The 21660-nt window shown below is 40.2% G+C and carries 24 protein-coding genes; 10 read left to right on the top strand and 14 right to left on the bottom strand.

What is annotated here, in order from left to right; translation table 11 throughout:
- Nucleotides 1-39 precede the first annotated feature (39 nt).
- From ACAM22_RS07175 to nrdR, 10 genes are all read right to left on the bottom strand, one after another.
- Nucleotides 40-1071, bottom strand: coding sequence for a 3-deoxy-7-phosphoheptulonate synthase (locus ACAM22_RS07175; RefSeq protein ID WP_369606603.1), 1032 nt, complete (start codon nt 1069-1071; stop codon nt 40-42).
- 1 nt (nt 1072) lies between these two features.
- Nucleotides 1073-2104, bottom strand: coding sequence for a 3-deoxy-7-phosphoheptulonate synthase (locus tag ACAM22_RS07180; RefSeq protein WP_369606604.1), 1032 nt, complete (start codon nt 2102-2104; stop codon nt 1073-1075).
- 80 nt (nt 2105-2184) lie between these two features.
- On the bottom strand, nt 2185-4698 hold the full coding sequence (secA, locus tag ACAM22_RS07185; RefSeq protein WP_369606605.1) for a preprotein translocase subunit SecA: 2514 nt from the start codon (nt 4696-4698) through the stop codon (nt 2185-2187).
- A gap of 145 nt (nt 4699-4843) precedes the next feature.
- Nucleotides 4844-5131: a hypothetical protein gene (locus ACAM22_RS07190; protein ID WP_369606606.1), complete on the bottom strand. Its 288-nt coding sequence runs from the start codon at nt 5129-5131 to the stop codon at nt 4844-4846.
- A 139-nt stretch (nt 5132-5270) separates the two neighbouring features.
- The gene (locus ACAM22_RS07195; protein ID WP_369606607.1) at nt 5271-5618 is read right to left on the bottom strand and encodes a hypothetical protein; all 348 of its coding nucleotides are present in this window, start codon (nt 5616-5618) and stop codon (nt 5271-5273) included.
- A gap of 80 nt (nt 5619-5698) precedes the next feature.
- Entirely contained in the window at nt 5699-7009 is a 1311-nt protein-coding gene (der, locus tag ACAM22_RS07200) for a ribosome biogenesis GTPase Der (RefSeq protein ID WP_001207696.1), read from the bottom strand.
- A gap of 13 nt (nt 7010-7022) precedes the next feature.
- Nucleotides 7023-7736, bottom strand: a complete 714-nt coding sequence (locus ACAM22_RS07205; protein WP_369606608.1) for an NADPH-dependent oxidoreductase — start codon at nt 7734-7736, stop codon at nt 7023-7025.
- The gene (gene dnaI / locus ACAM22_RS07210; RefSeq protein WP_369606609.1) at nt 7733-8629 is read right to left on the bottom strand and encodes a primosomal protein DnaI; all 897 of its coding nucleotides are present in this window, start codon (nt 8627-8629) and stop codon (nt 7733-7735) included. Before dnaI ends, ACAM22_RS07205 begins: the two co-directional genes overlap by 4 nt.
- On the bottom strand, nt 8630-9799 hold the full coding sequence (locus ACAM22_RS07215; protein WP_369606610.1) for a DnaD domain protein: 1170 nt from the start codon (nt 9797-9799) through the stop codon (nt 8630-8632).
- Complete coding sequence (nrdR, locus tag ACAM22_RS07220) at nt 9800-10273, bottom strand: transcriptional regulator NrdR (protein WP_001203672.1); 474 nt, start codon at nt 10271-10273, stop codon at nt 9800-9802. It abuts the gene before it with no gap.
- A 139-nt stretch (nt 10274-10412) separates the two neighbouring features.
- Here nrdR and ACAM22_RS07225 point away from each other — a divergent pair, with 139 nt between their 5' ends.
- The 4 genes from ACAM22_RS07225 to ACAM22_RS07240 all read left to right on the top strand — a co-directional run bounded on the left by ACAM22_RS07225 (nt 10413) and on the right by ACAM22_RS07240 (nt 13950).
- Nucleotides 10413-10778 (top strand): GntR family transcriptional regulator, encoded by a 366-nt coding sequence (locus ACAM22_RS07225; protein WP_000119150.1) that lies wholly within the window; start codon nt 10413-10415, stop codon nt 10776-10778.
- Nucleotides 10779-10782: 4 nt separating this feature from the next.
- Nucleotides 10783-11478, top strand: coding sequence for an ABC transporter ATP-binding protein (locus ACAM22_RS07230; protein ID WP_369606611.1), 696 nt, complete (start codon nt 10783-10785; stop codon nt 11476-11478).
- Nucleotides 11479-11493: 15 nt separating this feature from the next.
- Nucleotides 11494-12261, top strand: a complete 768-nt coding sequence (locus ACAM22_RS07235; protein WP_369606612.1) for a hypothetical protein — start codon at nt 11494-11496, stop codon at nt 12259-12261.
- A gap of 138 nt (nt 12262-12399) precedes the next feature.
- Nucleotides 12400-13950: an ATP-binding cassette domain-containing protein gene (locus ACAM22_RS07240; RefSeq protein ID WP_369606613.1), complete on the top strand. Its 1551-nt coding sequence runs from the start codon at nt 12400-12402 to the stop codon at nt 13948-13950.
- 197 nt (nt 13951-14147) lie between these two features.
- Here ACAM22_RS07240 and ACAM22_RS07245 read toward each other — a convergent pair whose 3' ends face one another.
- From ACAM22_RS07245 to ACAM22_RS07260, 4 genes are all read right to left on the bottom strand, one after another.
- On the bottom strand, nt 14148-15608 hold the full coding sequence (locus ACAM22_RS07245; RefSeq protein ID WP_369606614.1) for an ATP-binding cassette domain-containing protein: 1461 nt from the start codon (nt 15606-15608) through the stop codon (nt 14148-14150).
- On the bottom strand, nt 15605-16876 hold the full coding sequence (locus ACAM22_RS07250; RefSeq protein WP_369606615.1) for a radical SAM protein: 1272 nt from the start codon (nt 16874-16876) through the stop codon (nt 15605-15607). The genes ACAM22_RS07245 and ACAM22_RS07250 overlap by 4 nt, the downstream gene beginning before the upstream one ends.
- 389 nt (nt 16877-17265) lie before the next feature.
- On the bottom strand, nt 17266-17961 hold the full coding sequence (locus tag ACAM22_RS07255) for an LrgB family protein (RefSeq protein WP_001288952.1): 696 nt from the start codon (nt 17959-17961) through the stop codon (nt 17266-17268).
- Entirely contained in the window at nt 17958-18332 is a 375-nt protein-coding gene (locus tag ACAM22_RS07260) for a CidA/LrgA family protein (protein ID WP_265472167.1), read from the bottom strand. The genes ACAM22_RS07255 and ACAM22_RS07260 overlap by 4 nt, the downstream gene beginning before the upstream one ends.
- 281 nt (nt 18333-18613) lie before the next feature.
- Here ACAM22_RS07260 and ACAM22_RS07265 point away from each other — a divergent pair, with 281 nt between their 5' ends.
- The 6 genes from ACAM22_RS07265 (at nt 18614) to queE (ending at nt 21652) form a co-directional block, all read left to right on the top strand.
- Nucleotides 18614-18994 carry a MarR family transcriptional regulator gene (locus ACAM22_RS07265; RefSeq protein ID WP_265472166.1) on the top strand — a complete coding sequence of 127 codons (381 nt, stop codon included), beginning with the start codon at nt 18614-18616 and terminating at the stop codon, nt 18992-18994.
- Nucleotides 18995-19093: 99 nt separating this feature from the next.
- Complete coding sequence (locus ACAM22_RS07270) at nt 19094-19315, top strand: DUF4649 family protein (protein ID WP_000570256.1); 222 nt, start codon at nt 19094-19096, stop codon at nt 19313-19315.
- Between the two features lie 14 nt (nt 19316-19329).
- Nucleotides 19330-19644 (top strand): thioredoxin, encoded by a 315-nt coding sequence (trxA, locus tag ACAM22_RS07275; protein WP_001029581.1) that lies wholly within the window; start codon nt 19330-19332, stop codon nt 19642-19644.
- Nucleotides 19645-19846: 202 nt separating this feature from the next.
- Nucleotides 19847-20494 carry a 7-cyano-7-deazaguanine synthase QueC gene (queC, locus tag ACAM22_RS07280; protein ID WP_265472165.1) on the top strand — a complete coding sequence of 216 codons (648 nt, stop codon included), beginning with the start codon at nt 19847-19849 and terminating at the stop codon, nt 20492-20494.
- A 5-nt stretch (nt 20495-20499) separates the two neighbouring features.
- Complete coding sequence (queD, locus tag ACAM22_RS07285) at nt 20500-20943, top strand: 6-carboxytetrahydropterin synthase QueD (protein ID WP_000464575.1); 444 nt, start codon at nt 20500-20502, stop codon at nt 20941-20943.
- A complete protein-coding gene (gene queE, locus ACAM22_RS07290; protein ID WP_369606616.1) occupies nt 20936-21652 on the top strand; it encodes a 7-carboxy-7-deazaguanine synthase QueE in 717 nt (238 codons plus the stop codon). Before queD ends, queE begins: the two co-directional genes overlap by 8 nt.
- Nucleotides 21653-21660: the final 8 nt, after the last annotated feature.

Below are 21660 nucleotides of genomic sequence, written 5' to 3' on the forward strand. Positions count from 1 at the left end.
TCAAAAGGAGTTGAGATTCCCCAACTCCATCCTTTTCACTTATTTTGTCAAGGTAGCATAGATTTCTTCTACCAAGGCCTCTGTATTTTCCCAACCTAGGCAAGGATCGGTAATGGAACAACCAAAGACCTCTGGTTGGTTTTGACGACCATCTGCTAGGTAAGATTCAATCATAAAGCCTCGAACTATCTTTTTAATCTTCTCATTCCAATCACGATTTTGCAAGGTCTGACGAACAATTCGAATCTGTTCCATATATTGCTTGCCTGAGTTATCATGGTTGGTATCAATGAGGATAAAGGGATTTTCAAGTCCCATGGTTTCATAGCGTTCAATGGCATTTAGCAGGGTTTCATAGTAAAAGTTAGGCTCATTTTTCCCATATTCATTAACTGCGCCACGAAGGATGACGTGGGCCAAGGGATTTCCTGAAGTCTCAACTTCTTGGCCATGAAAGAGGAAGGTCTGTTTGTTCTGAGCTGCATAGATACCGTTAAACATGACCCCAAGGTTTCCAGAAGTTGGATTTTTCATCCCCACTGGTGCATCAATTCCTGAGGCCACAAAACGGTGCTCTTGGTCTTCCACAGAACGAGCCCCCACAGCATGGTAGCTGACCAAATCATCTACCAAGACCAGATTTGACGGATAAAGCATCTCATCTGCCGTTGTCAAACCTGTCTCTGTAATCACGCGGTAGTGCAACTGGCGCACAGCCTGCAAGCCGTTAATCAGGCTTGGAGCCTTAGAAGTATCTGGTTGGTGAACCAAACCTTTATAACCGTCTCCGTTGGTACGAGGTTTAGCTGTATAAACACGCATAACCATGAAAATCTTGTCTGCCACCTTCTTTTGCAAGGTAGATAAACGGCGGGCATATTCCAAGACAGCCTCTTCATTATCAGAAGAGCAAGGACCAATCACCAAAAGGATCCGGTCATCTTCTCCTGAAATGATGTCTGCCAATTCTCTATCACGGCGCTCCTTTAGTCGCAAGGCTTCCGCAGACAATTGGGTTTCTGCCTTGATTGCTTCAATATCGATTTCTTGACCTTTTTCAATAAATGCCATCTTATTCTCCTAGCGTTTGGTAGATTTCTCTGACAAGGGCTTCCGTATTTTCCCAGCCCAGGCAAGGGTCTGTTATAGACTTGCCAAATACTTCCGGTTCGTTTTGACGACCGTCTTCTAGATAAGACTCAATCATAAAGCCACGAACATACTGCTTGATTTTTTCATTCCAATCACGGTTAATCAAGGTCTGGCGGACAATTCGAATTTGGTCCATATGTTGCTTACCAGAATTGTCATGATTGGTATCCACAATGATAAAGGGATTTTCCAAGCCCATTTTCTCATACTGAGCAATGGTATCCATCAAATTATCATAGTAGTAGTTAGGAATATTCTTACCATACTCATTGATTGCTCCACGAAGAATGGCATGTGAAAGCGGGTTACCAGTTGTTTCCACTTCTTTTCCTAGGAAAAGGAAGCTTTGTTTGTTTTGAGCAGCATAAATCCCATTAAACATAACATTGAGATTTCCAGAAGTTGGATTTTTAAAACCAGTCGCAAAATCTGCCCCACTTGCCACAAAGCGGTGTTGCTGGTCTTCAACCGAACGAGCACCAACCGCCATGTAAGAAATCAAATCATCCACAAGCGGAAGATTTTCAGGATAAAGCATTTCATCAGCTGTTGTCATGCCTGTTTCTGTGATAACACGATAGTGAAGATGGCGAACAGCTTTAATTCCGTTGATAAGACTAGGCGCTTCTGTCGCATTAGGCTGGTGAATCAAGCCCTTATAGCCATCTCCGTTGGTACGGGGTTTGGCAGTGTAAACACGCATAACCATAAAGATACGGTCTGCCACTTCTTCTTGTAAAGCTGCCAAACGTTTAGCATACTCAAGAACAGCTTCTTCATTATCAGATGAGCATGGCCCGATTACCAAGAGAATTCGTTGATCTTCTCCACGTATAATGGCTTCTAGCTCTTTATCGCGCTGTGATTTTCTCTCCAAAGCTTGGCCTTCTAATTTTGATAAGGCACGAACTTCTTCAATATTAATTTTAGGACTTTTTGCTGTAAATACCATAACTCATCTCCTTATAAATCAAACGGATACCAAGTAAAAATTTACTTTTCACAAGGTATCCGCCTCTAAACTATCTCATTTTATTGTCTTTTACCGTGACAGTTTTTAAACTTCTTACCAGAACCACATGGGCAAAGTTCATTCCGTCCAATCTGACTCAAATCCAAATCTTCTGGTATATTTGCTTGGTGGGCAGCGATATTGCGGGTCGCTGTTGTACTGATATGGTGTTCTGCTTGTGGTCTTTCTTGTTCATGAATTTGTGCTTTCATCATCAAGCGTGTCACATCAAACTCAATCGAACCAATCATGTCATTAAACATACGGAAACCTTCTGCCTGATACTCGACAACAGGGTTGTTCTGAGCATAGCCACGAAGTCCAACCGCGTTACGTAATTGATCTAGGGCATCGATATGATCTGTCCACTTGTTATCTACCACTCGTAGAATCAAAACTTTTTGGAATTCTTTAACTGCTTCTTCATCGCGTAGTTTTGAAACCTGACTATCGTAAACTTGCAAGGCACGTTGGAAAAGTTCTTCCTTGATGGCCTTATCAGACAAGCCAGACAAATCTTCCATCGTAATAGAATCTTCTGGAAGCAAGTTGTACTTAGCAAAGTTCAAAATTGCTTCGAGTTTTTCATCTTGTTTGGCACGCGCATGACCATCAACAACACGACCAATCGTACGTTTGATCATTGACTGAATTTCAGGTGCCAAGTCACGGTCTGCAGTGATGACGTCGTAACGTTGAGCGTAGATAATCTCACGTTGTTCACGCATGACATCATCGTATTGAAGGACTTGTTTACGGGTATCGTAGTTATTTCCTTCGACACGTTTTTGCGCTGCCTCAACCTGACGCGTCAACATACGAGATTCAATCGCCTCTTCAGACATGTTGAGACGTTCAAAGATTCCCTTCAAGCGTTCAGAACCAAAACGTTTCATCAAATCATCTTCAAGAGATAGGTAGAATTGTGACTCACCTGGGTCTCCCTGACGACCTGAACGTCCACGAAGCTGGTTGTCGATACGACGGCTTTCATGGCGTTCTGTACCAATAACACAAAGTCCTCCAAGTTCACGAACTCCTTCACCAAGCTTGATGTCGGTACCACGACCGGCCATGTTAGTTGCGATGGTAACAGCACCACGCTGACCAGCATTCATGATGATTTGGGCTTCTTTATAGTGGTTTTTGGCGTTCAAGACTTCGTGAGGAACACCAGCTTCGACCAATTTTTTAGAAATGTAGTCACTGGTTTCAACCGCTACTGTACCAACCAAGACAGGTTGACCTTTTTGGTAACGAGCCTTAACGTCTTTAACAACGGCCTTAAACTTAGCTTCAATGCTAGCAAAAAGCAAGTCTGGATGGTCAATACGCTGAACTGGACGGTTTGTTGGGATTGGAATAACACGAATGTTGTAGATTTCACGGAATTCTTCTTCCTCAGTCTTACCAGTACCCGTCATACCAGACAATTTCTTGTACATACGGAAAAGGTTTTGGTAAGTAATTGAGGCAGATGTCTTGGTTTCATCTTGGATTGGAACACCTTCTTTGGCTTCAATGGCTTGGTGCAATCCATCAGAATAACGACGACCTTCCATGGTACGACCTGTAAATTGGTCGACGATCAAGATTTCTTGCTCTTCGCTCACCACATAGTCAATATCGAGAAGCATGATGTAGTTGGCACGAAGGGCGTTATCGATAAAGTGAGTAAGAGCTACGTTTTCGATGTCATAGAGATTGTCAAGCTTGAAGTAGCTTTCAGCCTTGTCAATCCCTGAATCAGACAAACCAATAGTCTTAGACTGCACATCGATGATATAGTCGTCTTTGTCCAAAGATTTTACATAGTGGTCTGCCATGTGATACAACTGACTAGTTTCAACTGCGTTAGCACCTGATACGATCAAAGGTGTACGGGCCTCGTCAATCAAGATTGAGTCAACCTCATCGACCAAGGCATAGTTGAGCGGACGTTGTACCATGTTTTCAGCACGAACGACCATGTTGTCACGAAGGTAGTCAAATCCGATTTCTGAGTTGGTTGAGTAAGTAATATCACACTCATAGGCTTCTTTTTTCTCCATTGGAGATTTGGCAGCCAAGTTAATCCCTACTGACAAACCAAGCCATGAGTACAATTCACCCATCTCAGTCGCGTCACGTTCTGATAGGTATTCATTGACCGTAACTACATGAACCCCTTTACCTGAAAGGGCATTGAGGTATACCGGCATAGTCGCAGTCAAGGTTTTCCCTTCCCCTGTACGCATCTCTGGCACGTCACCATGGTGAAGAACGATTCCCCCCATAACCTGAACCTTATATGGGAAGAGACCTAGGACACGTTTGGCACCCTCACGGACAACCGCAAATGCTTCATAAAGCAATGAATCCAGTGATTCTCCATTTTGATAACGTTCTTTAAATTCAACTGTTTTTGCTTTTAGTTGGTCATCAGTCAAAGCAGCCATTTGGTCTTCGTATTTGAAAACCTTGTCGGCCATCTTTTCCAGACGACGGATTTCTCCTTTATCATTTTCGATAATTGTTTTTAAAATATTAGCCATGTTTTTCCTTACTTTAAATTCCGAATATTTTAGAATGTTCTTTTAATTTTAGCACAATTACTGATTATTTTCAAGGAAGAATCCCCATTTTGAAAAGGAAAAAGAGGCTAGTTTCCAAGCTAACCTCTCTGACTTTTATGATACTTTAATTGCCAAAAATCGGCAAAATCGCAAATAGGATAAATAGATTAATCCAAAGAGAAAAACAGCAGATCAATCCAAAAACAAAGAGACTGACTTTCTTGGACAGCAAGGCCATCAAAATCGACAGAATTCCAAAAACTAGTAAAACTTTCTGCATGATTAAGAGATTGATAGATATTCCCAGAACTGGTTTATCCCAAGGAACAAAGAAGAAAGCCAGCCAGATCAGCAGAACTAAACCAATATAGACCTTAGAATAGCGTGTAATAAATGATTTTAGACGTTCCATAAGCAACCTCCTACAAATAGAAAGTAATATAATAATCAATGAAAATCAAAGAGCAAACTAGGAAACTAGCCGCAGGCTGTACTTGAGTACGGCAAGGCGATGTTGACGTGGTTTAAATTTGATTTTCGAAGAGTATAAATCAATGCCTCCCACCGTTAGACTCCCCTAGTTCTCGTCTCAAGCGAAACATTTTTTTGAAAAAGATATAGGTTAACCAGTCACTGCCTAGAGATAAGACTATCAGAAGCAACCAAACACCCCAATCACTAGCATCTGATACATAATCTAGAACAAAAGGGAAAAATAAGAATGAAAAAATTGTCATATCCATGCTAAACAGAGCTAAAAGGGAAATATAAATCCAGTAGAAATAGTAGATAATGGGGAAAAACTTACTGTTTCTATCAGCATTATCTATCCAATAAAAAAAGTAAAAGCAGGGTAATAAGAGTATCAAATGAAACCAATTAAACGACAGTTTCATCATCGACACCTCTCTTTGTTAGCGCTTTCTTTATCTTCATTCTATCAAAAAAATCTGGAAATGTCATTCCAGATTCTACTTTTTTATTTACGTTTTCTTGCGATGAGATGAATCGGTGTTCCTTCAAAGACAAAGGCCTTGCGGATTTGATTTTCCAAGAAACGCAGGTAAGAAAAGTGCATGAGTTCTTCTTCGTTGACAAAGATAACAAAGGTCGGTGGTTTGGTTGCCACTTGGGTAGCATAGAAAATCTTGAGACGTTTCCCTTTGTCTGTCGGTGTTGGGTTAATGGCAATAGCATCCATAATCACATCGTTCAAGACGGCTGATGGAATACGTGTATTTTGACTTTCGCTGATTTGCTTGATCATCTCAGGAAGTTTGTGGAGACGTTGCTTGGTCAAAGCTGATACAAAGATAATCGGTGCGTAAGGTAGATATTGGAACTGCTCACGGATATCTTCTTCCCAGTTTTTCATAGTGTGGTTGTCTTTTTCAAGTGTATCCCACTTGTTGACCACGATAATCATCCCTTTACCAGCTTCATGGGCAAATCCTGCAATACGCTTATCGTATTCACGAATACCTTCTTCCGCATTGATGACCATCAAGACCACATCTGAACGGTCAATAGCACGCATGGCACGCATGACTGAGTATTTCTCAGTATTTTCATAAACCTTACCAGATTTACGCATACCAGCCGTATCAATCATGGTAAACTCTTGACCATCTGTATCTGTAAAGTGGGTATCAATAGCGTCACGCGTTGTTCCAGCAACAGGACTAGCAATGACACGGTCTTCTCCCAAAATAGCATTGATCAAGCTTGATTTTCCAACGTTAGGACGACCAATCAAGCTAAACTTAATCACATCTGGGTTTTCTTCTTCATATTCATTTGGAAGATTTTCTACAATAGCGTCTAGCACATCCCCTGTACCGATACCATGGACAGATGAAATTGGCAGTGGTTCACCCAAACCGAGAGCATAGAAATCATAGATATCATTTCGCATCTCAGGGTTGTCCACCTTGTTAACTGCAAGGATAACTGGTTTGTGGGTCTTATAAAGCTTACGGGCTACGTATTCGTCCGCATCGGTAATCCCTTCCTTACCAGACACGACAAAAACGATAACATCTGCTTCTTCCATAGCAATTTCTGCCTGGTGCTTGATTTGTTCCATGAAAGGAGCATCGACATCATCGATTCCTCCTGTATCAATCATGCTAAAAGAGCGATTAAGCCACTCACCCGTTGCATAGATACGGTCACGTGTCACTCCTTCGACATCTTCTACAATGGAGATTCGCTCACCAGCGATCCGATTAAATAGGGTTGATTTCCCAACATTGGGACGTCCTACAATGGCAATAGTTGGTAGGGCCATAATTTCTCACTTTCTACAATAACTTTTTCTGTTCAAGATTTTTTCTAGTTGAACTTGGTTCAGCTTGACCAAACTGTTCTGCTAGGCGCTGACTCCAGCTTGTAGTTGCACGCGCCCCAGCATAGTCAGCCTGTATACGGTCATAAGCTTCGATCACATCAACTGTTTGTTCCTGATATTCTTCCTCAAAAACCACCTGATGCAATGGCAAGCGAAGTTTGACTTCATGTTCTTCATTTGGCACACCTAGCGCCATCCCAAAGACAGGATAGGTGTAGTCAGGCAGGTTAAAAAGCTCTGCCACTTCTTCTGACTTGTAACGCACCAATCCAATAATGACACCGCCATAGCCCAAGCTTTCAGCTGCTAGTAGAGCATTTTGGCCAGCAAGAGCCGCATCGACCGAACTAATCAAGAGACCTTCTACACCTTGGGGTTGGAAGGTATCGGTATGAAGTCGGGCCCCCTTTTCTGCTCGGTTCAAATCTCCGACAAAGAGAAGAAAAACAGCAGACTGGCGAATGGCTTCTTGAGGCACCAATTCATACAAGGCATCTTTCTTCTCTTGACTTCGTACCACAATCACAGAGTAGGATTGGAAATTCTTCCAAGACGAGGCCATTTGGGCTGCTGTCAGGATTTCAGTCAAGTCTTCTTGAGGAAGGGCTTGCTCTTTAAACCTGCGCACTGAAGTATGAGCCTTCATTAATTTGATTGTTTCTGTCATCGACGGTTTACTCCTTCTAAACGAGTCTCCTCAGCCAAATAACGGATGCGTTCCATGACCCGTCTGGCCTCCCAGGTTTCGTCATTTCCATGCTTCCCTTTAGCGAAATGCAACTCCAAATCTTCAAAGTTGAAGTTGGAGGTGAAAAAGGTCGGTAAATTTTCCTGCATTCGATATTGAAGAATGACTTGCAGGATTTCATCACGCACCCAAGCTGTTGATTGCTCGGCACCAATATCATCTAAAATCAGGACTTCAGACAGTTTAATCTCATCTACCAAGGTCTTGACATTACCATCACCGATAGCATTTTTGACATCAATGACAAAACTAGGATAGTGGAGGATAGTTGATGAAACACCACGTTTTTCTGATAAATCATGGGCTAAGGCAGCAACCATGAAACTTTTACCAACACCAAAGTCTCCATATAGGTAAAGACCTTTTCGAATAGCTGGATATTGCTCCACGAAGGCTAATAGCTTTTCAAAAACTGGCAAGCGACCCAAATCATCCAAATCAACTTGAGCCAAACTAGCTTTCCTGAGACTGGCTGGCAGATTGATTAACTTGAGACGATTCTTAATAGCCGCTTCTTTTTCCGCTGCGATTAGTTCAGGAGTTTCTTCATAAGAAACATCCGCATAGCCATGATTCATAACCAAAATCGGCTTGTAGCCTTTGGCAATATAATCCGTATCCCCACGGAGAAACTTGTCACGCTCGGTGATATATTGATTAAACTTGGAGATACTGCGATTTAATTCCTCTGAAGTCAAGGATTCTTGCTGGATAAAGGCCGCAACATCAGGGTCCTGCATGATTTTCTGGACCAAATCTTGATAATGAAAACGGCTAGGTTGACGTTTGAGTACGTCTCCGACACTTTCCATCTAATCTCCTCCTTTTTCTAATCGAGCTAATAGTTCTTGTTTCTTACGTTCTAGTTCCAGACGAGTTTCCTCGCTGGTTTCATTCTTATAATCTGGATTGCTCCACTTGGGTACATTGGACTTGGTAGGACTCGGTTTACTAGCCTTTTGAGCCTGATTCTTCTGTCCTCGCTCACGAATGCGCAAGACTGCCTCTTCTGCCGAATGAATCTTTTGATAGGCATAGTCATTGGCTACCTTCATGGCATATTTCTCATTGATGTTTGCCGAATCCACCTTATTAAAGGTCAACAAGAGAATGATATTAATGACTTCGTCCAGCAAGCCCAAGCCAGCCATCTGTTGCAAGAGTTCCCTTTCTGTTTGGGTGATGGTTCCCTTGCGTGTTTGCTTGATTTCTGCCAAGAACTGCAGGGCAGTCTTGCTTTTGGCTTCTTTGATAATGGTTGCTTCCTTAGAACTAAAGTCAGAGGAAACAGGTTTTTGAGCAATCTTTTCCCGCATGCGTTTGGTTGAAATAACCTGGGAAACAGCTGTTGACTTAGCCAGTTGATAGGTCTCAAACCAAGTCCATTTCTTCTCCTCGGCAATGGCAAAGAGGTTTAAGACATCGGACTGCTCATCCACAAAGCGAAGCCCATCTCGAGCCATAAGCTGACGAAAATGGTCCAAGTCAAAATCGTTGGCCACTTTCTTCTTGAGACCAAGGTCTTCTTGACTTCCCAGTTCTGCCAAGTCTGGAAAGACTTGATTGAGTGAGACAGGTCTTTCTTCTCCCTCAGCACTTTCAACCCTCAAATCCTCCACAGCTGCATCACCAATCTTCTTCTCCAAAAGTCTGCGATAAACAGGATGTTCCAAGAATTCCTGACTAGATAGAGGAGCATGGAGGGCTAGCTGATAAACATTACCCTTTTGATAGAGGGTCAAGAGATTGAAAGCAGATAGGATTTTCAAGGATTTTATCAGTCTATCCATTCCAAAGTTGAGATGGTTAAGAATGCTTGAAAAGAGGTATTCTTTTCTGCCATTGTCCCAAAAACTGATTGTATAAAGATAAAGGCTCAGTGCCTCCTGACCGATAATCGGGAGGTAGCACTGTACCAGAGATGAGGTATCTTGCGACACCCGATTATTCTTTAGATAAGAAAAACGGTCAATTGGCTTCATTTATCTTTCCTTTTTCTTTTTAGAGGACTGGGTGATTTGTTGGAGCAAGCTCTCTAGCTCACTCACATCCTTAAAACTACGATAGACACTGGCAAAACGTACATAGGTAATCTCATCCAACTCAGCCAACTCCTCCATGACGAGTGAACCAATGTCCTCACTTTGAATTTCATTTTCATTTCGACCACGGAGTTTCTGTTCGATACGATTGACTACCATGTTGATTTCATCACTTGACACAGGACGTTTCTGGGCTGAGCGGATAATCCCATTAAAGATTTTATCTCTGGAGAACTGTTCCCGTGTGCCATCTTTTTTAACAACCACTAAGGTTCTTTCTTCTACTCTTTCGTAGGTTGTAAAACGGTGCTGGCATTCGTCGCACTCACGTCTTCTACGAATAGTGTTCCCTTCTTCTGCTTGGCGACTATCGATAACACTTGACTTGGTAGCCCCACATTTTGGACAACGCATCCTTTCCCTCCTTATCGTTTTCTTTTCATTATACCATTTTTTAAACGATTCCCAAAACAATTCTTCTTTTTGCTTGACAAGTTTTTTGTTTTGTTGTATTATTTTATTAAGACAAAAGGATAAAAGAAAGGAGACCAAGATGTCCTGGACATTTGACAACAAAAAACCCATCTATTTACAGATTATGGAGAAAATCAAGCTTCAGATTGTTTCCCATACACTAGAACCCAATCAACAACTTCCAACCGTGAGAGAGCTCGCTAGCGAGGCGGGTGTCAATCCAAACACCATCCAAAGAGCCTTGTCAGACCTTGAACGAGAAGGATTTGTCTACAGCAAGCGCACAACTGGACGATTTGTGACTGAGGATAAGGAGCTAATCGCCCAATCGCGCAAACAATTATCAGAAGAAGAATTGGAACACTTCGTTTCCTCCATGACCCATTTTGGCTATGAAAAAGAAGAACTACCAGGCGTAGTCAGTGATTATATTAAAGGAGTTTAAGCCTATGTCATTACTAGCATTTGAAAATGTATCCAAATCTTATGGAGCAACACCAGCCCTTGAAAATGTTTCTCTTGACATTCCAGCTGGAAAAATTGTCGGTCTCCTCGGCCCAAATGGCTCAGGAAAAACAACCCTGATTAAACTAATCAATGGCCTCTTACAACCAGATCAAGGACGTGTCCTTATCAACGATATGGAACCAAGCCCAGCAACCAAGGCTATCGTAGCTTATTTACCTGATACGACCTATCTCAATGAGCAAATGAAGGTTAAGGAAGCCCTAACCTACTTTAAGACCTTCTATAAAGATTTCAATCTTGAACGTGCCCATCATCTACTTGCAGACCTCGGCATTGATGAAAATAGTCGTCTCAAAAAACTATCAAAAGGAAACAAAGAAAAGGTACAACTGATTTTGGTTATGAGCCGGGATGCTCGTCTCTACGTTCTAGACGAACCCATTGGTGGGGTCGATCCAGCAGCCCGTGAGTATATCCTCAATACTATTATCAACAACTACTCCCCAACTTCTACCGTTTTGATTTCTACCCACTTGATTTCTGATATCGAGCCAATCTTGGATGAAATTGTCTTCCTCAAAGACGGAAAAGTCGTTCGTCAAGGCAATGTAGATGATATTCGCTATGAGTCAGGTGAATCCATTGACCAACTCTTCCGTCAGGAATTTAAGGCCTAAGCAAAGGAGATTATTATGTTTTGGAATTTAGTTCGCTACGAATTTAAAAATGTTAACAAGTGGTATTTAGCCCTTTACGCTGCCGTGCTAGTTCTTTCCGTTCTCATAGGAATGCAAGTACACTACTATAATTATGTATCTTTCAAAGATAGCCAACCTGTCTTACTTCTCTTTCTGGCTCTCGTCTTTGGTGGATTGATGATTACACTTGGGATTTCAACCATTTTCTTGATTATTAAACGATTCAAAGGTAGTGTCTATGACCGACAAGGCTATCTGACTTTGACCCTTCCAGTATCTGAACACCATATCATCACAGCCAAACTAGTCGGTGCCTTTATCTGGTCGATGATTAGCACTGCTATCCTAGTTCTAAGTGCTGTTATTATTGTGACCATAACGGTTCCAGAATGGATCCCTCTTTCTTATGTGATTACATTTGTAGAAACACATCTCCCTCAGATCTTTCTTACAGGTATATCCTTCCTACTAAATACCATTTCAGGAATCCTCTGCATCTACCTGGCTATTTCCATTGGACAGCTTTTCAATGAATACCGTACAGCACTCGCTGTTGCAGCCTACATTGGTATCCAAATCGTCATTGGAATTATAGAAGTCTTCTTCAATACCAGTACTAACTTCTATATCAATTCACTTGCAGGATTTAATGATAATTTCTATATGGGAGCAAGTACGGGTATTATTGAAGAGCTCATATTCATAGCTATATTTTACCTCGGAACCTACTATATCTTGAAAAACAAGGTTAATTTGCAATAATCTTAGAGTCTAGCGACAATAACTCGCTAGGCTTTTTTCGTCCTCAAGATTTACATTTTTATATGAAGTATTTAATAAAAAGGAGTATAATGACTTTAAAACTAATTACATGTATATCGATAAGGAGGTCAACTCTTTATGCTGAGAAGATTTGTTGCTAAGAAACACCTCATACTTTACTTCTTTTCTATTGCCATTACTTGGCTGGAAGCAATTATCACGCCAGCCCTTGTTCAGAATATTGTTGCCAGTTTTACCAATCAAGAACTAGGCCTTCTTTGGAAAGTATTGATTCTAGGAATCCTTGGTAATCTTATCCTCTTACTAGGCTTGGCTGGAAAACGCTATTACTACGCCCGTTTGATTACTGATTTCAAATATGGAATCAAGAGTGCTATTTTCAAGCGATTTTTAAACAGTTATGAGATTGATGAAAAGGATATTTTGTCTGACCTAGAAAACGACGTCAAGCAACTAGAAGAAAGCTATATCGAACCAACGGTTATCATTATTTCTTCTCTTGGATTTACAACTGTGTCCATTCTCTATGCCCTATGGACCAATTTTTACTTGGGCTTGATTTTCATCCTCTTCTACTCCTTTCCTGTACTCTGCAGTGCTATTGGATCAAAACGTTTGGATTCACTTTCTGAAAAGCGGTCCACTGTTAACCAGAGCTACCTAGCAAGCTTGACAAATTTTATTGGTGGTAGCCAACAAATTCGCCATTATCAGGGGCAAGATTTCTTTTTTACTCGCTATCAAAAGCAATTACAAACCAGTCTAGATACCGAAATCAACTATGAAAAGCAACGAACTTTAAACAGTCTCTTGATCAATAGCATCGATGCCTTTTGTTCCGTCACACCAATCGTCATCGGTGGCTTTATGACCTACTATAATTATTTAGATGCGGCGAGTTTTGTGGCCATCTATCTAGTTTCCCATAATATCGGCTATCAATTCCAAGAGTTGGCTTATTTTACCAACACCCGAAAAGCAACTCGAAGTCTTCTCAACAAATACCAAAAACTTTTAGGCCAGTCTGACTTCATCTCGCCTAGAAGCATAGAAAACATTTTCCCTATCCAACTTGACACCATCTGCCTTGAAAAAGAGGGGAATATCCTCTTATATCCTATTTCCATACACATCAAGCAAGGAGAAAAAATTGCCATTATCGGGGAAAGTAGCTCTGGTAAAACAACCCTGCTAAATATCATTCATAGAGAAGAGACACCAACAAGTGGACAGATTAGCTTTGCTGGTCAAAACCTGTCACGTAAAGAAATCACAAGCTTTAGTTCCTATATCCTCCAAGATAGCCATTACTTTGACACGCTCTCTCTCGACGACAATATCCTTCTAGGACTGGATAAAAAGGAGGAACGTTTAACTTACATCCTCAAAAAAACAGGATTAGAACATTTGAAAAATCGAACACTTAGCAATAACAGTCTATCTGGTGGCGAGAAACAACGCCTAGAAATCGCTCGCGCCCTCTACCACGATAGCCAGCTTATCTTAGCAGATGAGATTAAGGCCAATCTTGACTCGGAAAATAGCAGAAAAATTAGCGCCTTGCTCTTCTCCCTACCTCAAACAGTCATTGAAGTCATTCACCACTACACGGAAGAAGACTTAAAACACTATGACCAAGTCATTCACTTAAGCAAAGAAAAGCAATAGTCTATAACATACGATTTGAAAAGGAGGCTAGGCAAAAACTCAATTTCAGGAGAAAATGAATTAATATTACCACAATAAAACGCATAATATCAAGTTTTTGCACACCTGATATTATGCATTTTTCTGATTTTAAAGACTTTTTACCCAGTCTATTCTTACTAATCTATTTCTTAAACTCAATAAAGTTATACTTTTCCTTACTCACTGTCACATGATTGAAGAGTAATAACTTCTGTTGGAAAATCGACTAAATCATCATCATGACTAATCAAAATCACTAACTTTTGTTTTGCTAACAAGTCAGACAGGATTTGCACGACTTTTTTCTTATTTTGTGAATCTAAAAAATTACTTGGCTCATCAAAAATATAAACATCTTTCTCCACCGCTACTGCTTCTTGCAACTGCAACAATTTTAGTTGTCCCATGGATGCACCTTGACTCAATTCATTTTTATAAAATCGACTCGCAATAGGTTCTGCAGGGCAGTATGAAAAATTCGAATTCTTTCTATAATTAGGTAAGTAAATCTCACCATGATAATTCATGCTGTAACCTACTATCGCTAAAATCAGTCGCGTCTTACCAACACCATTTTCTCCAACAATACGATAAATATGTCCTTTTTCTAAACGAGTTGTTAGTGGCTCATGCAGTTCTTCACCATCTCTCCCCAAGCTAACATACTTTTCTAAGACTATCTCTAAAATTGGAATAGACTCATACGAAATCTGAACAGGTTCCAAAAAATTGATAAAATTTTCGATAATTTTCTTACTTCCCGAGTACTCCTTATAAACATCAAGGAAGTATTCAATAGGTGTCCAAAATTGTGAAATATATAGTTGGATAGCCATTAGATCACCAATCGTAATCCAACCTTTATAAGTCTGATAACCTGATATAATCGTCGTCATCATAATCATAAAATTCAAAAATGCATAGGAAAGAAAATTTTCAAATAAAGAAGTCATTCTCACTTCCTTATTTTTACATGAAATATATTTTTTCACCAAGGGAGAGAAATCAATCAAGCTAGAATGAGCTGAAAATCGCATACTAGGCATGAGTTTATAGCTATCCACTAGATAATCGCGTATATCCTTCATACAATTCACTGTATCGGAACCAAGCTTAGATAGTCGTCCACTATATTTCTGCGAAATAAAGATAAATATAGGTATCAAAATACCTATCATCACAGCAATAGTAGGAGAAATACTCCATAAAATCCCTATAATCACAAGTGCTCGTATCAAGTACAGGAGAAGAGCAACAGGATATTCGTTAAAAAATCGTTTTAACAGCTCATAGGTCTGCCCTAATTCTTGTGTAATGGTAGCTTCAGACAATTCTGTCTCTACCATATCATAGAGCTGGATATTTTCAGCAGTTTTTTGGCAAATATTCTGCCAAACATACGATTCTGATTCTCCTTGAAGCACATCACAAAAATAATATAAAACTTGAATAAACAGAGAAATTCCTACATAAAGCACCCCGTAAACAATCATAGCATGAACTTTCTGAGATAGAATATGGTCAATAAATAACTTACTAATATAAGGAATAGCTACAGTTAGTATAGTAACAAGGGTATTCAAAATAAAGCTTTTTAGAAATAGCACTTTATTGTTATAGGATAACAATCTTTTCATCTGCATGCCTCCATAGTTAAATTTTTATCAACATATATTTTATGAACAGATATATGTTGGATAGTCCCTTCAACATCCTCCTTTGTCAATAATCCTAATTCATCTAAAAATACAATCTTGTGAAACCACTCTAAATAGTCAAACTGACAATCGCGTTCCATCTTCCCATTATTTACAAATGTATTAAATGGGCAACCTCCATAACAAAATTCATAATAAGCACAATCTTTATAAGGGCACATGCTTCCCAGACCTGTTAATTCATTAGTAACTTGACCAATACTTCCCAACTGATAGTTTTCATTCCCTACTAATGAATAACATTTATATAAGTTACCGTTGGCATGAATTGTAAGAGAATCTTGATTTTTGAACATACAGTAGCCTCCTATTTTTAAATCATGATAATACGGTATATTTTCCTTTGATAAAAACAGCAATAAATCTAGACAAATCTTCTTTTTAGTTTCACTATCAATATATAGAATTGAATCGTTAGGTACAGCTACAAAATCAAAATAAAGATTAAAATTTTCAAATTCTGTATACTTTTTTAAATCTAAAAATAATTTCTGGATAGATATATAATTTCTTTTAGATATGTTAACTCTAGCCTGAATGGATAAATTTTTATACTTTTCCAACATAACTGACAAGTTATTTATGATTCTATGATAAGTTCCTTTCCCTAATCGATTGCATCTTTCTAGGTTATGATAGTGCTCATCACCATCAAAAGAAACTTGAATAGCGAAATTATGACAGTCAAGAAAAGACATTATTTTATTTGTGAATATCGTTCCATTTGTAATCAAAGTATACGAAATAGGAATATCTAGTTTCTCATCTAAAGTTTCACATAAATTTCGTATAAACTGAAAGTTATATAATGGTTCACCACCAGTAAAACAGATATCCAGAGATTTATACTTCTTAAAATTGAGTTCATCTAATATAAAATTCACAATCTTTTTACCGTCATACTCACTACCTAAGGACGGTTTCCTATCCTTATCATTCTCAAAACAATAAGAGCAAGTCAAGTTACACGACATAGTTGTAACTATATATAGTGATAATTCATCTCCCTCTACTATTCGTTTAGAGTGAATAAAGGGCACTTGTTTATCAATCTCACTTATCAAGTAAGGAAATTCTTTTAAAGATAACTTCTTGAATAGTTCCTCATCAATCTCACAAATAGATCCTGTATATAAATTTTTTAAATAAACTACATCATCTGTAGAAAAAGAATAAATTGTTTCCATAACTTATCTCCCACTTTAAAAAGGCTGAGGGGATCCCCCTCAGCCTCATCATTATAATAGTAAAGTGATAAATTATCGCTTTTACATAAGCAACTCAAGGCAATCTAACGATAACGCCCTGGGCATTTATCTGGATGCTGCTGTACTGAGGCTAGGTGACCTTTTTTAACAACTTTGATAACATCAGTCAAATTAAGCATCGCTCTCCCTCCTTTTTTAAAAAAGAATTATACGTATAATTCTTTTATAGAAAAGAAAAATCTCATATACTGTTAAGTAAAAATTATTTTGTATCCGTTTTCTCTGGCTTCATTGTATATCTTCTCATGTAGATTGTCAAGTATTTTTTTGAAAAATTTTTAAAATTTCGAAATTTTGCCGTTAATTTTTTAACTCAATATCAAACTGGCTACAATGGGGCTGACAAAGACGTAGAGAATACCGGTGACACCTATAGCCAAACCACCCATGGCTCCTGCTACAGAGCCGTATCGAAAGGCTGTTCCTGTTCCGACTGCATGGCCTGTTCCTCCAAGGGAAAGACCAACAGCTACTGGGTCGTCAATTTTCAACCACTTCAAAAGGGTTGGGCCGATGACACTGGTTAAAATCCCAGTTGCTACTACAACAACCAAGGTCACAGTCGTCAAACCTTGCAATTTTTCTGTAATCCCAACTGCCATGGCGGTTGTCACTGACTTAGGAAAGAGTGAAATGGCTAGGAAAAAGTCCATTCCAAAAATCTTAGCTACAAGGGCTGTGAAAGAGGTATTGACAACTACCGCTAACAGACTTCCAAAAAGAATACTCCGAGCATGGTGCTTCATCAGGTGAAAGCTCTTATAAAGCGGAATCCCTAGAGCCACGGTCGATGGGACAATCAAGTTGTTCAGATAAACCCCACCTTGGTAGTAATCTTGGTAAGAAATACCCGTCACCTTTAGAAAGATGATAATGAAAACAGCTGACAAAAGCAGGGGCGTTGTCAATGGATGGGGAAAACGTCTGTAAATCAGCATTCCCACTAGATAGGCTAGGATAGACAGGGCAAGCCCAAACAGGGGATTGGAAACAAATTCACTCATTTGGCATCTCCTTTCTCATAATCTCCCTCAAACCGTAGCTTAATGAACTGAACCACCAAGGCTATGAGGATAATATTGATGACTGCTGCAAAAAAGACAATCAAAACAATTGGCAAAAGATAGGGAGCAATCACATCAAACTTTTCCATGATTCCCACTGCTGGCGGCAAAAAGAGAATGGTCATATTGGCCAGCAAGAAATTCCCAACCATGTTGACATGTCTGGTTCTCAGCCACTTGAATTGTAGGGCGAGAAAGAGAATAATCAAACCGATAATACTGCCGGGTATGGGCAAATGAAAGAAACTAGAGATCCCCTCTCCGATTAGAGAAATCACAAAGAGAATCATTAATTGAACATATAATTTCATCCTAAACTCCACGAAATAGACTTCTGCATACCAGTTTACTCTTTTTTCAGAAAATTTCAAGGAAATGCACAAGGGATAATGAAAATTAGAGAGGAAAGGGGATACAGACAGTTAAAATTAGTGAAAATAGGCATGATTTAGGGTGAAAGATTCTAGCATCCTTCTTGCCAGCTTTCTTGAAAAGTAGTATAATTATTGCATGCGCAATCATCTTGTGATGCAGAAATTGTCCGTGAACGGACTTTCTTCTATATGATAACTCTAAAAAGAAAGGAGATACTATGACCTATTTGGAAAAATGGTTTGACTTCAATCGGCGTCAGAAAGAAATTGAAAGTCTCTTGGAAGAGACAATTGCCCAGCAGAGCGAGCAAAGTATGACCTTGAAAGAGTTCTACCTCCTCTACTATCTGGACTTAGCTCAAGAAAAATCTCTACGCCAGATTGACCTGCCAGATAAACTTCATCTGAGCCCGAGCGCTGTTTCTCGGATGGTGGCTCGCTTGGAAGCCAAAAATTGCGGTCTGCTTAGTCGCAGGTGTTGTGATCAAGATCGACGCTCTAGTTTTATCTGCCTGACAGGTGATGGGCAAAAGACACTGGCCTCTCTACAAAAGGCTGTCGAAGAAAGCTTGGAAACTGGTTTGGATTTCTTGATTTAAGATGATTTTAGAAAAAAGTTGCGTGCGCAATCATTTTTCTTGACATTCTCTTTTACAAGGAGTAAAATAAAATTATCATCAAACAAAGGAGTTTTAAACATGATTGAAATTACCTATCTAGATGCCAGCAAGAACGAAAGAACTGTAACTTTCGAATCTTATGAAGACTTTGATCGTTCACAACAAGCTTGCCTTATCGGCGTCGCAGACTATTACCCTGTCCAAAAATTAACTTACAACGGTCATGATTTGGACTACCATGGGACTTATGGAGATGTCTTCTTCTATCTCATGAAACAAGATTTAAGCCAATATAACTAAAAAGGAGAAATACAATGGCAAAAGCAATTACAGATGCAACATTCGAACAAGAAACAAAAGACGGTTTGGTCTTGGTAGACTTCTGGGCAACTTGGTGTGGTCCATGTCGTATGCAAGGTCCAATCTTGGATAAATTGTCTGAAGAACTTTCAGAAGATGTTTTGAAAATCGTTAAAATGGACGTTGATGAAAATCCAAACACAGCTCGTGCTTTTGGAATCATGTCTATCCCAACTCTTCTCTTCAAAAAAGACGGCCAAGTAGTGAAACAAGTTGCTGGTGTACACACAGCAGAACAAATCAAGGCCATCGTTGCTGAATTGAGCTAATCACATTAGAGACCAAGTACTTTCTTTGGTCTCTTTTTTTCTTGCCCTTTGCCATTTTTCAAAAAATATGCTAGACTGTAAGTAGAATATTACGATGTTTGGGACATGCCATCGCTAAAAAAAACCTCTACTTGGTATTTTTTAGCTCCCTCAAGGGAGCTTTTTGCGTGCTCTGAACATTTCCCATTTTGGAAGGAGTACTATGAAACGTCAATCAGCCTTGGTCGTCTTTAGTGGCGGTCAAGATTCTACAACCTGCCTTTTCTGGGCTAAAGAACACTATGAAACAGTCGAAGCCGTCACCTTTGCCTACGGCCAACGCCATCATCTCGAAATTCAAGTTGCTAGAGAAATCGCCGAGGAACAAGGGATTCGTCATCACATCCTAGATATGTCTCTGCTGGGACAAATCACTGAAAATGCCTTGACCTCTGATCTGGAAATTGAGCAAAAAGAGGGAGAGGTTCCCAATACCTTTGTTGACGGTCGCAACCACCTCTTTCTATCCTTTGCGGCAGTCCTTGCTAAGCAACGAGGTATTAAAGATATCGTGACAGGTGTCTGCGAGACAGACTTCTCAGGCTACCCCGATTGTCGAGATGTCTTTGTCAAATCCCTTAATGTTACCCTCAACCTTGCCATGGATTACGACTTTGTTATCCAAACACCTCTCATGTGGCTGGACAAGGCTGAAACTTGGGAATTAGCCGACCAACTCGGTACCTTTGACTATGTTCGTGAAAAGACCTTAACCTGCTACAACGGGATTATCGGAAGTGGCTGTGGAGATTGCCCAGCCTGCCACCTACGTCAGCATGGTCTAGATGTTTATCTCTCACAGAAAGGATAGGCCTAATGTTTTTTGCACCCAAAGAAATCAAACAGGAAACCGGAGAGTCTCTTGTCTACAATCCTCACAGAACCTTAGTATCAAAAGAGTTTACCTTTGATGCTGCCCACCACCTCTTTCACTATGAGGGAAAATGCAAATCCCTTCATGGTCACACCTATCATCTGCAGATTGCTGTCAGTGGATTTTTAGATGAACGTGGCATGACCTACGATTTCGGAGATATCAAAGCTATCTACAAGAACTACTTAGAGCCCCACTTGGATCATCGCTATCTCAATGAAACTCTTCCCTATATGAACACGACTGCTGAAAATATGGTTTACTGGATTTTCCAAACCATGAGTCAAGAGTTGCCAGACGAGCGCGGTCTCCGTTTGGAATACGTTCGCCTCTATGAGACTCCGACTGCCTTTGCGGAGTTTAGACGGGAGTGGTTAGATGACTAGGGAACGTGTCCTCAAACTACCAGTTCTGGAAATTTTTGGCCCAACCTTTCAAGGAGAAGGCCGTGCTATCGGGCAGAAAACCATGTTTGTCCGCACTGCTGGTTGCGACTACCACTGTGACTGGTGCGATTCTGCCTTTACTTGGGATGGCTCTGAAAAGCCAACTCGTATGACTGCTGACGAGGTCATTGCTGCCTTGGATAAATTAGGGAGCTACGACTACGTCACCCTATCTGGGGGAAATCCTGCTATCCTAGCAGCCAACATGGCCGAATTGGTCACTAAACTCAAGGAACGTGGTGTCACTCTGGCTGTTGAGACCCAAGGCTCCCGCTGGCAAAATTGGTTGAAAGACATCGACCAGGTCACTCTGAGCCCCAAACCTCCTTCATCAAAGATGGAAGTCAACTTTGAGACCTTGGACTTTATCGTTTCCCAACTTGATCCAGACAAGGTCACCTTTAAAATCCCTGTCTTTGACGATGCAGATTTGGCCTTTGCCAGAGGCATACAAGAGCGCTACCAACCAGATGTCCTCTTCTTATCGGCAGGAAATCCTGAGCCCAAGGCTAGAGGCAATATTGTCCAAGATCAACTGGACCGCCTCAAAGAACTCTGGGAACACATCGCTGCCGACGATAGCTGGGGCAATGTCCGCGTCCTTCCTCAACTGCATACCCTCCTCTACGATAATCAACGTGGTGTTTAAGATTAGAA

It is taken from the genome of Streptococcus sp. SN-1, assembly GCF_041154385.1.
Lineage (GTDB): Bacteria > Bacillota > Bacilli > Lactobacillales > Streptococcaceae > Streptococcus > Streptococcus mitis_CT.

Excerpts from the sequence above, each read along its gene's own strand:
- ACAM22_RS07175 (WP_369606603.1), bottom strand. The coding sequence starts at position 1,071 with ATGGCATTTATTGAAAAAGGTCAAGAAATCGATATTGAAGCAATCAAG.
- ACAM22_RS07180 (WP_369606604.1), bottom strand. The coding sequence starts at position 2,104 with ATGGTATTTACAGCAAAAAGTCCTAAAATTAATATTGAAGAAGTTCGT.
- secA (WP_369606605.1), bottom strand. The coding sequence starts at position 4,698 with ATGGCTAATATTTTAAAAACAATTATCGAAAATGATAAAGGAGAAATC.
- ACAM22_RS07190 (WP_369606606.1), bottom strand. The coding sequence starts at position 5,131 with ATGGAACGTCTAAAATCATTTATTACACGCTATTCTAAGGTCTATATT.
- ACAM22_RS07195 (WP_369606607.1), bottom strand. The coding sequence starts at position 5,618 with ATGATGAAACTGTCGTTTAATTGGTTTCATTTGATACTCTTATTACCC.
- der (WP_001207696.1), bottom strand. The coding sequence starts at position 7,009 with ATGGCCCTACCAACTATTGCCATTGTAGGACGTCCCAATGTTGGGAAA.
- ACAM22_RS07205 (WP_369606608.1), bottom strand. The coding sequence starts at position 7,736 with ATGACAGAAACAATCAAATTAATGAAGGCTCATACTTCAGTGCGCAGG.
- dnaI (WP_369606609.1), bottom strand. The coding sequence starts at position 8,629 with ATGGAAAGTGTCGGAGACGTACTCAAACGTCAACCTAGCCGTTTTCAT.
- ACAM22_RS07215 (WP_369606610.1), bottom strand. The coding sequence starts at position 9,799 with ATGAAGCCAATTGACCGTTTTTCTTATCTAAAGAATAATCGGGTGTCG.
- nrdR (WP_001203672.1), bottom strand. The coding sequence starts at position 10,273 with ATGCGTTGTCCAAAATGTGGGGCTACCAAGTCAAGTGTTATCGATAGT.
- ACAM22_RS07225 (WP_000119150.1), top strand. The coding sequence starts at position 10,413 with ATGTCCTGGACATTTGACAACAAAAAACCCATCTATTTACAGATTATG.
- ACAM22_RS07230 (WP_369606611.1), top strand. The coding sequence starts at position 10,783 with ATGTCATTACTAGCATTTGAAAATGTATCCAAATCTTATGGAGCAACA.
- ACAM22_RS07235 (WP_369606612.1), top strand. The coding sequence starts at position 11,494 with ATGTTTTGGAATTTAGTTCGCTACGAATTTAAAAATGTTAACAAGTGG.
- ACAM22_RS07240 (WP_369606613.1), top strand. The coding sequence starts at position 12,400 with ATGCTGAGAAGATTTGTTGCTAAGAAACACCTCATACTTTACTTCTTT.
- ACAM22_RS07245 (WP_369606614.1), bottom strand. The coding sequence starts at position 15,608 with ATGAAAAGATTGTTATCCTATAACAATAAAGTGCTATTTCTAAAAAGC.
- ACAM22_RS07250 (WP_369606615.1), bottom strand. The coding sequence starts at position 16,876 with ATGGAAACAATTTATTCTTTTTCTACAGATGATGTAGTTTATTTAAAA.
- ACAM22_RS07255 (WP_001288952.1), bottom strand. The coding sequence starts at position 17,961 with ATGAGTGAATTTGTTTCCAATCCCCTGTTTGGGCTTGCCCTGTCTATC.
- ACAM22_RS07260 (WP_265472167.1), bottom strand. The coding sequence starts at position 18,332 with ATGAAATTATATGTTCAATTAATGATTCTCTTTGTGATTTCTCTAATC.
- ACAM22_RS07265 (WP_265472166.1), top strand. The coding sequence starts at position 18,614 with ATGACCTATTTGGAAAAATGGTTTGACTTCAATCGGCGTCAGAAAGAA.
- ACAM22_RS07270 (WP_000570256.1), top strand. The coding sequence starts at position 19,094 with ATGATTGAAATTACCTATCTAGATGCCAGCAAGAACGAAAGAACTGTA.
- trxA (WP_001029581.1), top strand. The coding sequence starts at position 19,330 with ATGGCAAAAGCAATTACAGATGCAACATTCGAACAAGAAACAAAAGAC.
- queC (WP_265472165.1), top strand. The coding sequence starts at position 19,847 with ATGAAACGTCAATCAGCCTTGGTCGTCTTTAGTGGCGGTCAAGATTCT.
- queD (WP_000464575.1), top strand. The coding sequence starts at position 20,500 with ATGTTTTTTGCACCCAAAGAAATCAAACAGGAAACCGGAGAGTCTCTT.
- queE (WP_369606616.1), top strand. The coding sequence starts at position 20,936 with ATGACTAGGGAACGTGTCCTCAAACTACCAGTTCTGGAAATTTTTGGC.